The following is a 14,495-nucleotide window of genomic DNA, read 5'->3' as shown; positions in this document are numbered from 1 at the left end:
GCCGCCAGCTTCCACCCGACCGCTACGACGGCCGAGCGATGCAGGTCTCTCACCTCCATCCGAAACAACAGCGCCTCGTGGCGCACCACGTGCTCGTCTACCCCGATCGCGTTGACACCGTCGAAGCGGTTCTCGTCGTTGATCAGCACCCGCTTGCCTTCGGCCAGGACAGCGTCGTTGGCAGTGTTCCACGCGACCCCGAGTCCCTCGGCGACCCGGGCCACGGTCAGGTGCTGGCACACGATCGCCTCGAGTGCCCACCGCAGCCCGCGACGCGACAGCTTCGCTCGCGGCTCAGCCGCGAGGCTGGTGTCCTGGCGCCACACGTGACCGCAAGCGGTACACCGGTAGCGGCGCACGGTCACCACGAGCGTCGTCGGCCGCCAGCCCAGCGGCTCGTGGGCCAGCTCCCGGGTCACGGTGTCGCGCGGTACGCCTTCGCAACCACAGCGACGGCACCACTGGTCCGGCTCGACGACCCGGCATGCCAGCACCGCACGGTCGGGCCTGAGTCGTTGGCCGGTGACGGCCAAGCCGAGCTCATCGAGCCGGCAGAACTTGGTCAGGTCAGGGCAGGCAAAGGTAGCGTCAGACAAGTCGAGGTGTGCCAATCTGGAAGACCACGACTTCCGTCCCGAGGCAGCGATGCACAAACGCAGCCGGACGCCCGATCTCGTGTCACCGTCGCAGCGGTCTTCTTCGCGTACCCACTCAGATCGGTCAACGGCGCACCCGATAGCGCAGGTGAAGCACCCGGTTGCCCTGAACAACTACGTCTGGGCCTTCCAGCAGGTGCTGCGCGTCGACGGAGCCGAAGTAACGCTTACCGGACCCGAGCACGACGGGTGCGACGTCCATGCGTACCTCGTCGACCCAACCTGCGGCGAGCGCCTGGCCGCCGACGTCGCCAGCACCGAACTCGACAGTGCGGTCACCCGCAAGCTCCCGCGCCTTGGCCACGGCCGCCTCGATGCCGTCGACAAAGTGGAACGGCGCCTGGAGGTCCCAGCCCTCGGGCGCACCACGGTGACTCACCACGACCACATGGTCGATCCCACTCGGAGGCGTCCCATCCCAGCCGTCGGTGATGTCGAAGGCGTGACGGCCGGCAATGGTCACACCGACCTCGTCCCAGTACGGCCGGACGTAGTCGAACGAAGCCTGCGACACCTTCAGAACGCCACTGTCGTCCAACGGCACGTCACCGCTGACCAGCCACTCGAAGATCGGACCGGGATCGTCGTTCTCAGCCGCGATGAAACCATCCACCGAAACCGACGCGTTCATGACCACTTTCCCCATGGATTCCTCCTCTGTTTGGAGTCCCAAGTCTTGTGCGGCGTGAGCTGTCGCTCTTGTACGAAATCAATCGGCTGGGAGCGGCCAGCCGTCCAGGACGTGGTCGGGATGATCGCGCAGGAATCGCCGCCGGACTTCGGCGTACCGGGTCGGCGTGAGCCCGGTGAACTCCCGGAACTCGCGCACGAAGTGGGCCTGGTCGAAGTAGCCCGCGCCAGCGGCAACGTCTCCCCAGTCGATCGGTGCAGCGACGTCGAGCGCCAACACGGTGGAGCTGAAGCGGTAGCTGCGAGCCAGCCGTTTTGGCGTGACACCGACTACGGCCTTGAACCGCTTCGCCAAATACGTGCTGCTGGCGCGGGCCGCCACACCGATGTCGCTGATCGGCACTGTCCCGCCTGTCGCCGCGACGGCGCTGCTCATTTGGCGGACCAGGTCAAGACCGTCGATCACCCGCAGCCGTCGCACCAGTTCTTCCTCGAGCAACATCAGCATCTCGTGCGGTGCGTCCGCCAAAGTCAGTCGGTGTCGCAATTCAGCGATAGCGGGCTGGCCCCAGATCTGCTCCACGGTCGCAGGTCGGTCGCACAACTCGGCCGCGGGCATCGGAAGGAACGGTGCCAGGCCCCACGGCCTGAAGTGGACGCCCACGGACCGGGTCGGGGTTGGGTAGCTGAACTCCCACGCACGCGTGGGCGTGGTGACCGCGCAGCCGTCGGCGTACTCCACGGCGTCTACGTCGGTGCCTGCGCGGATGAGAAACGGCGCCCCGAGGTTGACGATGAGCAATGGCGCGGGCGCCGCCGGCAGCATCAACCGGGAGTACGGCGGGGCGCCCTCCAGGTAGTAGAGGTCGTCGATCAGCCCGTCCAGCGGCGGACCGGGCACCCTGGACACATACTCCACGCCGACATCATTGCCGACGGCCCATCCGGCATCAAGCGCCGCCGCCAGCATCGAGCCGGCGCCGATCCCTGACGGGCGCTCCGGCGCATTTCGGTCCCCAACTACACCCCACGTTGTGAAGGGCCGTCATGCTGCGGCGCCGGCGGCGGTCGGTCAGGCATCCGTGGGATCGTGCGAGAGTCTGTGCCCAGACCCCTATTGGGGTTGCCCGCCGGAAGTTTCGGTGGAGCCCTCAAGAGAAACGTTGCGCCACAGCCTGCGGGCACGGAGTCGATGGGCGGCATCTGGTGGCGCGTTTAGCGCCCGCCGGACGAAGCCGAGTGGCTAGTGCCTCGTCAAGTAACGTTCGGTGGGTAATCAGGCCGGTGGATCTTGGAGTCGACGGCGAAGTGTCGTTTGGGTTTGGCGTGTTTGTTGCGCCAGCGGACGTAGCCGGCGATCGCGGCTTGTGGATGGTCGTAGTGATCGAGAATGCGAGCCATCTTCTGGGTGAAGTCCGGGTCCTTGCTGGCCTTCCAGGTCTTGGTCGCCTGCCACCTGAGCCATCACCACCTCCGCCAGCAAGCCTCCACACCCACCGCCGAACCGGTCAAACCCGACTCGAGTTACGACCCCAACCTTTCCGGACGAGGCACTAGCTAGTCGGAGGAGGACGGCTCCAGGCCGGACTTGGCGTCGAGTTGCTGCAGCAGGTCATGTGCGGCCAGCTCGACGTCCTTGTGCCGCCACTCGGCCGCGCGGTACACGCAGGCGATCAGCCCGCTCCGGTGCACCCGCCGGAAATCCCCGTACACAAAGGCATGCCGCGCCTTCGTCTCGTCATTGGTCCCGACGGTCAACCCCAGATGCCACAGCGCGTACTGCTCCCACCCGTGCTTGTCCAGGAACGCGTTCTGCGCCTCGGCATCGGGCTGCACCTCGCCCCAGTCGCTGTCCAGCACGTACTGCCGGGCCTCGATCATGCCCCGCGCAGCCTCCACCGCCGCTTTGTTGACCTCGTACTTGGCCATAGCGCCAGTGTCACGGATGAGCGCTGGCTCGCCAACGACCTGGACCGTGTTGGAGGGGACGGCGTACGTTGCGCCAGTACGACGCCCAGTCGCTCGCGTGGTCCGGCAACCGAGTGGGCGCGGCGGCAGCGGCGGCTCGGGCGGAGATGACGGCCACCAGGGCGGCCAGTTCCTCGGGAGTCGGGTTGCCCTTGACGACCTGGATCAGTGGCTGGCCGGCTGGGGTCTCGGTCGAGTCGGTCATCGGGTTCCTCCCGTCGGGTGCGGGGTGATCACAGCGGGATGTTCCCGTGCTTCTTGGGCGGGAGGGTGTCGCGCTTGGTGCGGAGCAGGCGCAGTGCGCGGATGATCTCCGCGCGGGTCTCGCTGGGCTTGATCACCGCGTCGATGTAGCCGCGTTCGGCCGCGATGTAGGGGTTGGCCAGGGTGTCTTCGTACTCGGTGATCAACTGCTGGCGGGTGGCCTCGGTGTCGTCGCCGGCTTCCGTTGCGGCGGCGAGTTCGCGGCGGTGCAGAATGTTGACCGCGCCCTGGGCGCCCATGACCGCGATCTGCGCGGTGGGCCAGGCGATGTTCATGTCGGCGCCGAGGTGCTTGGACCCCATCACGTCGTACGCGCCGCCGTAGGCCTTGCGGGTGATCACGGTGATCATCGGGACGGTGGCTTCGGCGTACGCGTAGATCAGTTTGGCGCCGCGGCGGATGATGCCGTTCCACTCCTGGTCGGTGCCGGGCAGGAAGCCCGGCACGTCGACGAAGGTCAGGATCGGCACGTTGAACGCGTCGCAGGTCCGGACGAAGCGGGCCGCCTTCTCGGAGGCGTCGATGTCGAGGGTGCCGGCGAACTGCATCGGCTGGTTCGCGACCACGCCGACCGGGCGGCCCTCGACCCGGCCGAACCCGACGATCAGGTTCGGCGCGAACAGTGCCTGGACCTCGAGGAACTCGGCGTCGTCGACGACCGCCTCGATCACGGTGTGCATGTCGTAGGGCTGGTTCGGCGAGTCCGGGATCAGCGCGTCCAACGCCAGGTCGGTCTCGCTCGGCTCCAGGTCGGCCCGCTCGTCGAAGGCCGGCGGGTCTTCGAGGTTGTTCTGCGGCAGGTGCGAGACCAGTGCCTTCACCCAGTCGATCGCGTCCTCCTCGTCGCTGCCCAGGTAGTGCGCGTTGCCGGACTTGGTGTTGTGCGTGCGGGCGCCGCCGAGTTCTTCCTGGGTGACGTCCTCGCCGGTGACGGTCTTGATCACGTCCGGGCCGGTGATGAACATGTACGACGATTCGTCCACCATCACGGTGAAGTCGGTGACCGCGGGGGAGTACACGGCGCCGCCCGCGCAGGGGCCCATGATCAGGGAGATCTGCGGGATCACGCCGGAGGCGCGGACGTTGCGGCGGAAGATCTCGCCGTACAGGCCGAGGCTGACGACGCCTTCCTGGATGCGGGCTCCGCCGGAGTCGTTGATGCCGATCAGCGGGCAGCCGATCTTCATCGCCAAATCCATCACCTTGACGATCTTCTCCCCGAACACTTCACCCAGGCTGCCGCCGAAGACGGTGAAGTCCTGCGCGAACACGCACACCTGGCGGCCGTCGATGGTGCCGAACCCGGTCACCACGCCATCGCCGTACGGGCGGTTGGCGTCCAGGCCGAACGCGGTCGAGCGGTGCCGGGCGAACTCGTCCAGCTCGGAGAAGGAGCCCTCGTCCAGCAGCATCGCGATCCGCTCCCGGGCGGTCTTCTTGCCCCGGGCATGCTGCTTCTCCACCGCGCGCTCGGACCCGGCGTGCACGGCCTCGTCCAGCCGGTGCTCCAGGTCCGCGATCTTCCCGGCGGTGGTGTGGATATTCACGGTCTCTCCCATAAGCGGGCACTCTAACTTCCCCGGCACCGACTTGGCGGGCACAGCCGGATGACGATGGCCACACCGGGCGTAATGGGGCCGGTCAGCAGGAGGCGGTCGGGCCGACGACGAACAGCTTGGTGAGGCGGGCGGCCAGCGCCAGGTCGCCCCGGACCGAGAGACGCTGTTTCAGTACTGCGAGCACGGGGTCCTCGTTGCCGGTGACAATCTTGAGCAGCGTGGCCGGGTCGGTCCGGACCGAGATCGCGGGTGGTTCGGAGTAGTCGGTCAGCACCCGGCAGGAGCCGTCGCTGACCCGGATCCGGTACTCGTCGACGCCGCCGCCACCGGCTCCGGTGATCTGCCAGGCGACGACCGCGTCGAATCCCGCCGCCCGCGCGGGGCGGAGGTACTCCGGCATCCGGCGAAAGATCTCGCGCAACGCGACCTCTCGCACACCCCCGATGAGCCGATGCCGGAGTTCTCGCTCCGAGGTCCGGTCGACCAGCCGGGCGAGTTCGGCCATGTCGAGGGCGGTGAAGTCATCCGACTCCAGCCACCGCGCGCTGCCACGTTCGGCCATCCAGGACCTCCCACGACAGTTCCTACCAGACCGTAGGAATTTCCTACGCTCTGCTAGCTTTGTCAAGTGGTCAGCCCTGAAGACCCGGTTGCGGAACCTCGCCGCCGCGCCGCGCACCTGGGTCCGGAGCGCAGGCGCCCCCTGATCCTGGACGCCGCCCTCGAGGTCTTCTCCGAGCGCGGCTTCGCCGGTACGACGATGCAGTCGGTGGCCGACGCCGCCGGTGTCACCAAGCCGGTCGTCTACGACTCCTTCGCCAACCGCGACGAACTGCTGCTCGCCCTGCTGGCCCGCGAGGAGCAGCACCTGGTCCTCTCGATCATGGCCGCGTTGCCGGCCGACCCGACCGTCGGTACGCCGGAGGAGCACGTGCTCGAAGGCCTGACCGCGTTCCTGGAGACGGCGGCCAAGTCGCCGCAGTCCTGGCGGATCGTCTTCGGCGCCCAGTACGGCGCGGCGCCCGCCGTGGCCGACCGGGTCCGGGCCGCTCGCGCCTTCCTGGTGGAGGGTCTGCGGCTGACCCTTGTGCAATCGTTGCCGGGGGTCACCGAGCCGGACGCGAACCTGCCGGTGCTCGCCGAGATGCTCGCCTCGATGACCGAGGCCTGCGCCCGGATGCTCGTTGTCGACGGCACCGACCGGACCCCGGCCCAGCTCGCCAAGGTGGTCTCCCAGGTCGTCGGCGGCGGCTTCGGCAACGTCTAGCCCCGGCCGCCCGGTCCAGGTCGTTACTGTCGCGTCACCCCCACTCTTCGTCACGCTAAGTCACGGTTGTCGCTCACTGGTCGGACTGGGAGGCGAGAGTGTGCGGCCACGGATATCGTGGGCGAACGTGACCGAGACCGGCAGTCAGGCGAACGCCCGCACCCGTACCCGCGCACGTTTCGAAGTCCCCGAGGAACTGCGTGCCGACGTGCGCCTGCTCGGCGAGCTGCTCGGCCGCGTCCTGGTCGAGTACGCCGGCCAGCCGCTGCTGGACGACGTCGAGAGACTCCGCGAGCTGACCATCGCCGGAGACGGCGAAGGGGCAGAGCGGCTGGTCGCCTCCTGGCCGTACGAGCGCGCCGAGGACGTCGCCCGCGCCTTCACCTGCTACTTCCACCTCACCAACCTGAGCGAGGAGCTGCACCGCGCCCGCGTACTGCGCGAGCGCGACCGCGCTGGTGACGCGCCGTCGGTGTCGGAGCTCGCCCAGGCGGTCGAGAAGATCTCGCTGGAGTCCGGGGAGCAGCAGGCCCGGGCTCTGCTCAACGGTCTCGAGTTTCGCCCGGTGCTGACCGCCCACCCCACCGAGGCCCGGCGGCGCGCGGTACTGGCGACCATCCGGCGGATCTCGACGCTGCTGGAGGAGCGGAGCGACCCGCGGACCGGCGACAGCGAGCTGGCCGAGAACCAGCGCCGCCTGGTCGAGCAGATCGACATCCTCTGGCGCACCTCGCAGCTGCGGACCAGCCGGCCGACCCCGCTGGACGAGGTCCGCTCGGCGATGGCGGTGTTCGAGGAGACCCTGTTCGATGTCGTGGGCAACGTCTACCGGCGGCTCGACGACGCGCTGGCGGGGGAGGCCGCCGGCACCAAGCAGCCGGTGGTGGCGCCGTTCGTCCGGCTCGGCTCGTGGATCGGCGGCGACCGGGACGGCAACCCGAACGTCACAGCCGCGATCACCCGCGAGGCGATGCAGATCCAGGCCGACCATGTACTGCGTGCCCTCGAGGGCGCCACGGACCAGCTCGGCCGCGCCCTCACCCTGGACGCGGCGACCACTCCGCCGTCCGCGCCGGTCCGGCGGATCCTGGAGGATGCCCGCGCGGTCAACCCCGACCTGATCGCCGATATCGAGACCCGGTCGCCGTCGGAGCCGCACCGCCAGCTGTTGCTGCTCGCAGCGCGCCGGCTGGCTGCCACTCGCGCCCGGGACGCCGACTTCGGCTACCCCCGCGCCACTGACTTCCTGCACGAGCTCAAGGTGCTGCAGGACTCGCTGGTGTCCGCCGGAGCTCCACGCCAGGCGTACGGCGAGCTGCAGCAGCTGATCTGGCAGGTGAGCTCGTTCGGCTTCCACCTGGCCGAGCTCGAGGTCCGGCAGCACTCGTCGGTGCACACGAAGGCGCTGGAGGATGTCCTCGGCGGCGGCGAGCTCTCCGACCAGACAGAGGAAGTACTGGCCACTCTTCGGGTGATCGGGCAGATCCAGCAGCGCTTCGGCCCCGAGGCCTGCCGCCGGTACGTCGTGTCGTTCACCCGCAACGCCGGGGACCTCGCGGCCGTCTACGAGCTGGCCGACGCCGCGATGGACGGCCGCCCGATCGAGCTGGACGTAGTACCGCTGTTCGAGACCGGTGAGGACCTGCAGAACTCGGTGGAGGTGCTGGACAACGCGATCCAGCTCACCCGGGTCCGGCACCGCCTCACGGCCAACGACCGGCGCTTCGAGGTCATGCTGGGCTACTCCGACTCCGCCAAGGACGTCGGCCCGGTCTCGGCCACGCTGGCCCTGTACGACGCGCAGGCGCGGATAACCGCGTGGGCGCAGCGCAACGCGATCCGGCTGACCCTGTTCCACGGCCGGGGTGGTGCCCTGGGCCGTGGCGGCGGTCCCGCGAACCGCGCGGTACTCGCCCAGGCTCCGGGGTCGGTCGCGGGCCGGTTCAAGCTCACCGAGCAGGGCGAGGCGATCCCCGCCCGCTACGGCAACGCCGCGATCGCCCAACGCCACATCGAGCAGGTGACGGCCGCGACCCTGCTGGCCTCCACCCCTGCCATCGAGGAGCGTGCCGCCGCTGCGGCCGACCGGTTCGCCGTCGTCGAGAAGACCATGGACGAGGCCTCCCGTACGACGTACCACCGGCTTGTGAAGGCCCCGGGGTTCGCGGAGTGGTTCGGCCGGGTGACCCCGCTGGAGGAGCTGGGGCAGTTGCCGCTGGGATCCCGGCCGGCGCGACGCGGAGTGGCTGTGTCGAGCCTGGAGGACCTGCGGGCGATCCCGTGGGTCTTCGCCTGGTCGCAGGCCCGGGTGAACGCCCCGGGCTGGTACGGGCTCGGTTCCGCCTTGGCCGCTGTCGGGGACGTCGCAGTACTGCAGGACGCGAACAAGAACTGGCCGTTGTTCCAGGTGATGCTGGAGAACGCCGAGATGTCGCTGGCCAAGACGGACCGGCGCATCCTCGGGCGCTACCTCGAGCTTGGCGACCGCCAGGACCTCACCCAACAGATGCTGGACGAGCACGAGCTGACCACCGAGTGGGTGCTGAAGGTGCTCGACGGGGATCGGCTGCTCAGTGGCCGCCGGGTGCTCGGCCGCGCGGTCGAGCTGCGCAACCCGTACGTGGATGCGCTGAGCTACCTCCAGTTGCGAGCCCTGCGGACGCTGCGGACGGATGACTCGCTGGACGAGGAGCAGATCGTCCGGACCAGGCGGTTGCTGCTGCTGACCGTGTCAGGCGTTGCCGCCGGCCTGCAGAACACCGGCTGATGTTCGAGGACCTGGACAGGCCGCCGCTCGACGCGCGGTTCTTGCAGGGGCGGCTGGTCCGTCCCGGCTCCCTGTGGAGCCAGATCGACGTACTGGTCGAGACGGAGTCGACCAACGCGGTAGTGGCGGCAGCAGCACGCGCTGGAGCGGCCGAGGGGCTGGTGGTAGCGGCGGAGTACCAGTCGTCGGGCCGTGGGCGGCTGGGCCGTACGTGGACCACTCCGGCTCGCTCTGCCCTGCTCATGTCGGCCCTGCTGCGCCCGACGGCTGTCGCGGCTGTCCGCTGGCCGTGGTTGGGCCTGTTGGTCCCGCTGGCCGTCGCTGCGGCCGTTCGCCGTGTCGGGGAGATCCCGGCGCAGGTGAAGTGGCCCAACGACGTACTGGTGGAGGACCGCAAGCTGGCTGGAATCCTGCTGGAACGGGTGGACGGCCCGGCCGCGGTCGTGGGCATCGGCCTGAACGTCACCTTGCGCGAGGACGAGCGCCCCCACCCGGCGGCGACCTCGCTCGCCCTGGAAGGCGCCGCGACCACGGATCGCGCGACGGTGATGGCCGCAGTACTGCGCGAGCTGGCGACGCGGTACCAGACCTGGGTGGAGGCTGCCGGGGATCCCGCGGTGATCCTGCCGGAGTACACCGAGCTGTCAGCCACCTTCGGGCGCTCCGTACGGGTGGAACTACCCGACGGCACATTCCTGGAGGGCACGGCCAAGGAGATGGACGCGGACGGCCGCCTGGTGGTCGACACCGCCGACGGCCCTCGTCCGCTGGCCGCCGGCGATGTGACTCATTTGCGTACTAGTGGGTGAAGAGCTTGGCCGCGGTGACGAGCGTCTGGATCACGCCGTAGCCGAGTAGTACCGCGACCAGCGCCCAGGAGACGACGAGACGGGGTGTCTGGTTCATTTAGCTGCCTCCGATGCTGTTTCCTTGCTCTGCTCGTGGAACCGGGCCGCGACCGGGCGGATCAGCAGGTTTGCGATGAAGCCGATCGCGAGCACGCCGATCATGGTGAACAACGCCGGTCGGTAGGCCTCGGCCGTCAGCGTGCCCGGCTTGCCCTCCCGGTCGAGGAAGCCGTTGATGATGAGCGGCCCGGCGATGCCGGCCACGGACCAGGCGGTCAGCAGCCGGCCGTGGATGGCGCCGACCTGGTAGGTGCCGAACAGGTCGCGCAGGTAGGCCGGGACGGTGGCGAATCCGCCGCCGTAGAAGGAAATGATCACCGCCGCCAGCAGGACGAAGATCGCCGTGCTGTTGTGCCCGACCGTCGCCAGCAGGAAGTAGGCGATCATGCCCACGCCCAGGTACATCATGTAGATCGGCTTGCGGCCGATGACGTCGGAGGTCGTCGACCAGGCGAACCGTCCGCCCATGTTGAAGATCGACAGCAACCCGACGAAGCCCGCGGCCGCGGCCACCGCGATCGACGACTTGCCGTCGTCACCGCGGAAGAAGTCCTGGATCATCGGGCTGGCCTGCTCGAGGATGCCGATGCCCGCGGTGACGTTGCAGGCCAGGACGACCCACAGGAGCCAGAACTGCGGGGTTTTGATCGCGTTCGCGGCCGACACGTTCGCGGTCGTGACGAGGGCCTTCGTGTCCACGTTGGCCGGGTCGAACCCGTCCGGCTTCCAGCCCTCGGCGGGAACGCGGATGTTGAACACGCCGAACATCATCACGACGAAGTAGCCGATGCCGAGGGTGAGGAACAGCGCGACCAGCGCACCACCTCCGGCCACCGACGCGGAGTTGTCCGGGTCGTAGCCGTCGTCGTACAGGCTGAGCAGCTGCCGCGACAGCGGGCTGGCCACCAGCGCGCCGCCGCCGAAGCCCATGATCGCCAGGCCGGTCGCCAGGCCCGGCCGGTCGGGGAACCACTTGATCAGCGTGGACACCGGCGAGATGTAGCCGATCCCGAGCCCGATGCCGCCGATCACGCCGTAGCCCAGGTAGACCAGCCAGAGCTGGCTGGTCCCGATGCCGAGTGCGCCGACCAGGAAGCCGCTGGCCCAGAAGCAGGCGGACACGAACATCGCCTTGCGCGGGCCGTTGCGCTCGACCCAGGTGCCGCCGACCGCGGCGGACAGGCCGAGCATCACGATCGCGATACTGAAGATGATCCCGATCTGGGTCTGGCTGGCGTCGAAGTGCTTGACCATCGAGGTCTTGTAGACGCTGGTCGCGTACGCCTGACCGATGCACAGGTGGACCGCCAGGGCGGCCGGCGGGATCAGCCAGCGGCTGTAGCCCGGGGGCGCGACGGTGTGCTCCCGATCGAGGATCGACAAGATGCCCATCACTGCTCTCCTCAGTTGTCCAGCCCCCCGACGGTGACGCCGCGTACTCGCGTGGTACCCCCTCGCGCATCTTTGCGGACTGTATCCATTTTGTGAAGCATCAAATTAGTTAAGGTTCAACCATCAGTTGGGCTGCCCCGCCTGAACGTGTCGGGCGGCGACAGCGGCCCCGGGAACTGTGAGACTGGAGACATGGCAATCTCGGCGAAGTTGTTGGGTGAGGACGAGTACGTCGTCGTCAGCACCCGGACGCACTGGAAGGCGCTGATCTTCCCGGTCTTCCTGCTGCTCGTGGTGGCGGCCGGCGGCGGCTTCCTGGCCGCGATCGTGCCCCAGGGCAGCCTGCAGACCCCGGGCCGGATCGCGATCGGTGTGGTCGGCCTGGTGGTGCTGATCGTGTTCGGCGCCAAGCCGTTCCTGAAGTGGTTCTTCTCGACCTACACGCTGACCAACCGGCGGCTGATCACCCGGCACGGCATCCTCACTCGGACCGGCCGCGACATCCCGCTGATGCGGATCAACGATGTGTCCTACGAGCACGGCCTGATCGACCGGATCCTCGGCTGCGGAACGCTGCACATCGAGTCCGCCGGTGAGCGCGGCCAGGTGATCCTGCCGGACGTGCCGCACGTCGAGCACATGCACCTGCAGATGTCGGACCTGCTCTTCGGCGGCCCCGAGGGCAAGCCTGGCGACGGCATCCTCGACGACGAGGCCCCGCCGGAGCACCTGCAACGCCGTCCCCGCCAGCAGCAGCCCGCCGAGCCGGACGCCGAAACCCTCTTCAGCTCCGACGACAACGATCGCCGCTGACCGAGCCTGGGAAGCCGGCAGGCGTCTCTCGAGGAGAGTTGTGGAAGACAAGGGACAGGAGCAGGCGGCCCCAGAGGTGCAGGACCGGACGCCGGTGCCACCAGCGCGATCGCGGACAGCGCGGGCGGCTACGCGGCCTTCACGCTGTTCCCCGAGAACGCCTCGGTCCTTACCGTCGAGTACAAGGTCAACCTGCTCGCACCGGCCGAAGGTGAACACCTCGAGGCAGTCGGGAAGGTGCTCAGGTCCGGACGGACGCTGACCGTGTGCCAACTGGAGGTGTTCGGCGTCCAGGGCGCGCAGCGGTCACTCGTGGCGGCGGGCCAGCAGACCTTGATCTGCGTCGAGGCCCGAGCCGAACAGTGAGGTGGGAGTCAGCGGATGACCGGGAGGTCGCCGGTGCTCTCGGCGTCCAGGGCAGCTGGGCTGTCCGGCGCCTTGGGGTGCTCCGCCTCGTCCAGTTCGATCTCCTCGCGGAAGACGAACTTGCGGTACGACCAGAAGCGGAACAGAGTGCCCAGACCCAGGCCGATGACGTTCGCGGCGATGTTGTCGGCCAGCGCGTTGTGCAGGTCGAGGACGTAGCGGGAGAAGCCGAGGCAGGCGGCCGCGATGAGCAGGCCGATGCCGTTCAGTACGAAGAAGAGCACGTACTCGCGGTGCAGCCCTGTGCGCTCCCGGTGCTTCCAGGTCCAGTGCCGGTTGCCCAGGTACGTCGCGACGGTGGCCACCGTGACCGAGATCACCTTCGCGGTCAGCGGCTTGTGGTGCAGCATGCCGTCGCCCGGCGTACCGAACACGAGAGGGTTGTCGAAGACGAGCCAGTTGTAGATCGGCAGGTCCACGATCATGCCGAGCAGTCCGACCAGACCGAACTTGGCCACTTCCTGCACCAGGTGCTCCACCTGGCGGTACAGCCTTGTGACGATCTTCAACGGTCCAGGAAACTCTCTGTGAACACGGACTACTGGTCAGGGCGGTCTCCCACGGTACCCGGCAACCGGTCCGACCCCGAAATCCGCCGCGCGCCGAACCAGCCCCCGGCGTACCGCCTGTTGTCAGCACATTAGGCTCCACCCGTGAAGTTCGAGCGGAAAGATCTACCCGTCGGAACTCCCGTGGTCGGCATGGTCGGGGGTGGTCAGCTGGCGCGGATGACGCAGGAGGCGGCGGTCGCGCTGGGGATCCAGTTGCGGGTGCTGGCGGAGGGGCCGGCGGTGTCCGCCGCCCAAGCCGTCGCCGACGCGCCCGTGGGCGACTATCGCGACCCCGAGACCGTACGCCGATTCGCCGCCGAGGCGGACGTGGTCACGTTCGACCACGAGCACGTGCCGACCGACCTGCTCCGTCAGCTCGAGGCGGACGGGATCAAGGTGCGGCCGGGTCCGGACGCGCTGGTGCACGCCCAGGACAAGGCGGTGATGCGGCAGCGGCTGGACGCGTTCGACGCCCCCGCGCCGGCGCACCAGGTGGTCGCGTCCAAGGCGGATGTGGAGGACTTCGCCAAGCGCATCGGCGGCTTCCCGATCATCTTGAAGACCACCCGCGGCGGATACGACGGCAAGGGCGTCTGGGTGGTTGAGAGTGCCGACGACCCGAGCGTCGAGGAGGCGTTCCGGGCGACGGTGCCGATCCTCGCCGAGGAGAAGGTCGACTTCGTCCGCGAGCTGTCCGCGGTGGTCGCGCGGTCGCCGCACGGCCAGGCGGTCGCTTACCCGGTGGTGGAATCCGTGCAGAAGGACGGGATTTGCGTCGAGGTCACCGCGCCCGCGCCAGGTCTCGCGCCGGACCGGGCCGCCCAGGCCCAGCAGACCGCGCTGCTGATCGCCAAGGAGCTCGGCGTGGTCGGGATCCTCGCGGTCGAGATGTTCGAGGCCCGCGACGGCCGACTGCTGGTGAACGAACTCGCGATGCGCCCGCACAACACCGGCCACTGGTCGATCGAGGGCGCCGTCACCAGCCAGTTCGAGAACCACCTGCGCGCGGTGCTCGACCTGCCGCTCGGGTCACCCGCGGCGCGTGCGCCGTACACGGTGATGGTGAACGTGCTCGGTGGTGACTCCGAAAGCACAGCGGACATGCACTACGGCTTGCTGCACTGCATGGCGCGTGATCCCGGGCTGAAGGTCCACTTCTACGGGAAGTCCGTGAAGCCGGGGCGCAAGATCGGCCACGTCACGGCGTACGGGGACGACCTGGAGGAGACGCGCGAGCGCGCGCGGCACGCGGCGGCGTACCTGACCGGCACGATCGACGAATGACCGGCACCAC

General features: G+C 68.7%; 14 protein-coding genes and 1 pseudogene. 6 read left to right on the top strand and 9 right to left on the bottom strand.

Annotated elements, in window-relative coordinates:
* From EV648_RS38345 to EV648_RS38305, 7 genes and pseudogenes are all read right to left on the bottom strand, one after another.
* A pseudogene (locus tag EV648_RS38345) lies at positions 1–596 on the bottom strand (hypothetical protein); the annotation flags it as partial.
* 124 nt (positions 597–720) lie between these two features.
* Positions 721–1,302 (bottom strand): dihydrofolate reductase family protein, encoded by a 582-nt coding sequence (locus tag EV648_RS38340; protein ID WP_132300679.1) that lies wholly within the window; start codon positions 1,300–1,302, stop codon positions 721–723.
* Between the two features lie 63 nt (positions 1,303–1,365).
* Positions 1,366–2,205 carry a helix-turn-helix domain-containing protein gene (locus EV648_RS38335; protein WP_241996025.1) on the bottom strand — a complete coding sequence of 280 codons (840 nt, stop codon included), beginning with the start codon at positions 2,203–2,205 and terminating at the stop codon, positions 1,366–1,368.
* Positions 2,206–2,843: 638 nt separating this feature from the next.
* The gene (locus tag EV648_RS38320) at positions 2,844–3,215 is read right to left on the bottom strand and encodes a hypothetical protein (RefSeq protein WP_132300677.1); all 372 of its coding nucleotides are present in this window, start codon (positions 3,213–3,215) and stop codon (positions 2,844–2,846) included.
* A 10-nt stretch (positions 3,216–3,225) separates the two neighbouring features.
* On the bottom strand, positions 3,226–3,459 hold the full coding sequence (locus tag EV648_RS38315) for an acyl-CoA carboxylase subunit epsilon (RefSeq protein WP_132300675.1): 234 nt from the start codon (positions 3,457–3,459) through the stop codon (positions 3,226–3,228).
* A gap of 28 nt (positions 3,460–3,487) precedes the next feature.
* Positions 3,488–5,077 (bottom strand): acyl-CoA carboxylase subunit beta, encoded by a 1,590-nt coding sequence (locus EV648_RS38310; RefSeq protein WP_132300673.1) that lies wholly within the window; start codon positions 5,075–5,077, stop codon positions 3,488–3,490.
* An 82-nt stretch (positions 5,078–5,159) separates the two neighbouring features.
* Positions 5,160–5,639, bottom strand: a complete 480-nt coding sequence (locus EV648_RS38305; protein WP_132300671.1) for an SCP2 sterol-binding domain-containing protein — start codon at positions 5,637–5,639, stop codon at positions 5,160–5,162.
* Positions 5,640–5,705: 66 nt separating this feature from the next.
* Between EV648_RS38305 and EV648_RS38300 the strand changes: the two genes are divergently transcribed.
* The 3 genes from EV648_RS38300 (at position 5,706) to EV648_RS38290 (ending at position 9,920) form a co-directional block, all read left to right on the top strand.
* Positions 5,706–6,344 carry a TetR/AcrR family transcriptional regulator gene (locus EV648_RS38300; RefSeq protein WP_132186985.1) on the top strand — a complete coding sequence of 213 codons (639 nt, stop codon included), beginning with the start codon at positions 5,706–5,708 and terminating at the stop codon, positions 6,342–6,344.
* Between the two features lie 127 nt (positions 6,345–6,471).
* Complete coding sequence (locus tag EV648_RS38295) at positions 6,472–9,111, top strand: phosphoenolpyruvate carboxylase (RefSeq protein ID WP_132300669.1); 2,640 nt, start codon at positions 6,472–6,474, stop codon at positions 9,109–9,111.
* A complete protein-coding gene (locus EV648_RS38290) occupies positions 9,111–9,920 on the top strand; it encodes a biotin--[acetyl-CoA-carboxylase] ligase (protein WP_132300667.1) in 810 nt (269 codons plus the stop codon). The genes EV648_RS38295 and EV648_RS38290 overlap by 1 nt, the downstream gene beginning before the upstream one ends.
* A gap of 93 nt (positions 9,921–10,013) precedes the next feature.
* Here the strand turns inward: EV648_RS38290 and EV648_RS38285 are convergent, their stop codons facing one another.
* Positions 10,014–11,411 (bottom strand): OFA family MFS transporter, encoded by a 1,398-nt coding sequence (locus EV648_RS38285; RefSeq protein ID WP_199235056.1) that lies wholly within the window; start codon positions 11,409–11,411, stop codon positions 10,014–10,016.
* A 192-nt stretch (positions 11,412–11,603) separates the two neighbouring features.
* On the opposite strand from EV648_RS38285, the gene EV648_RS38280 reads away from it, so the two are divergent.
* On the top strand, positions 11,604–12,224 hold the full coding sequence (locus tag EV648_RS38280) for a PH domain-containing protein (protein WP_132300665.1): 621 nt from the start codon (positions 11,604–11,606) through the stop codon (positions 12,222–12,224).
* A gap of 6 nt (positions 12,225–12,230) precedes the next feature.
* Positions 12,231–12,590 (top strand): PaaI family thioesterase, encoded by a 360-nt coding sequence (locus tag EV648_RS44860; RefSeq protein WP_132300663.1) that lies wholly within the window; start codon positions 12,231–12,233, stop codon positions 12,588–12,590.
* Positions 12,591–12,598: 8 nt separating this feature from the next.
* On the opposite strand, the gene EV648_RS38270 is transcribed toward EV648_RS44860, so the two are convergent.
* The gene (locus tag EV648_RS38270; protein ID WP_132300661.1) at positions 12,599–13,159 is read right to left on the bottom strand and encodes a GtrA family protein; all 561 of its coding nucleotides are present in this window, start codon (positions 13,157–13,159) and stop codon (positions 12,599–12,601) included.
* Positions 13,160–13,303: 144 nt separating this feature from the next.
* Between EV648_RS38270 and EV648_RS38265 the strand changes: the two genes are divergently transcribed.
* A complete protein-coding gene (locus EV648_RS38265) occupies positions 13,304–14,485 on the top strand; it encodes a 5-(carboxyamino)imidazole ribonucleotide synthase (RefSeq protein WP_132300659.1) in 1,182 nt (393 codons plus the stop codon).
* Positions 14,486–14,495: the final 10 nt, after the last annotated feature.

Source organism: Kribbella sp. VKM Ac-2568 (assembly GCF_004345365.1).
Taxonomy (GTDB): Bacteria; Actinomycetota; Actinomycetes; order Propionibacteriales; family Kribbellaceae; genus Kribbella; species Kribbella orskensis.
The sequence above is the reverse complement of the archived record's forward strand: the minus strand, read 5'-3'. Positions and strand labels throughout refer to the sequence as shown.

Bases quoted from the DNA above. Each gene is read 5' to 3' on its own strand.
- EV648_RS38340 (WP_132300679.1), bottom strand. From the start codon at position 1,302: ATGGGGAAAGTGGTCATGAACGCGTCGGTTTCGGTGGATGGTTTCATC.
- EV648_RS38320 (WP_132300677.1), bottom strand. From the start codon at position 3,215: ATGGCCAAGTACGAGGTCAACAAAGCGGCGGTGGAGGCTGCGCGGGGC.
- EV648_RS38315 (WP_132300675.1), bottom strand. From the start codon at position 3,459: ATGACCGACTCGACCGAGACCCCAGCCGGCCAGCCACTGATCCAGGTC.
- EV648_RS38310 (WP_132300673.1), bottom strand. From the start codon at position 5,077: ATGGGAGAGACCGTGAATATCCACACCACCGCCGGGAAGATCGCGGAC.
- EV648_RS38305 (WP_132300671.1), bottom strand. From the start codon at position 5,639: ATGGCCGAACGTGGCAGCGCGCGGTGGCTGGAGTCGGATGACTTCACC.
- EV648_RS38290 (WP_132300667.1), top strand. From the start codon at position 9,111: ATGTTCGAGGACCTGGACAGGCCGCCGCTCGACGCGCGGTTCTTGCAG.
- EV648_RS38285 (WP_199235056.1), bottom strand. From the start codon at position 11,411: ATGGGCATCTTGTCGATCCTCGATCGGGAGCACACCGTCGCGCCCCCG.
- EV648_RS38280 (WP_132300665.1), top strand. From the start codon at position 11,604: ATGGCAATCTCGGCGAAGTTGTTGGGTGAGGACGAGTACGTCGTCGTC.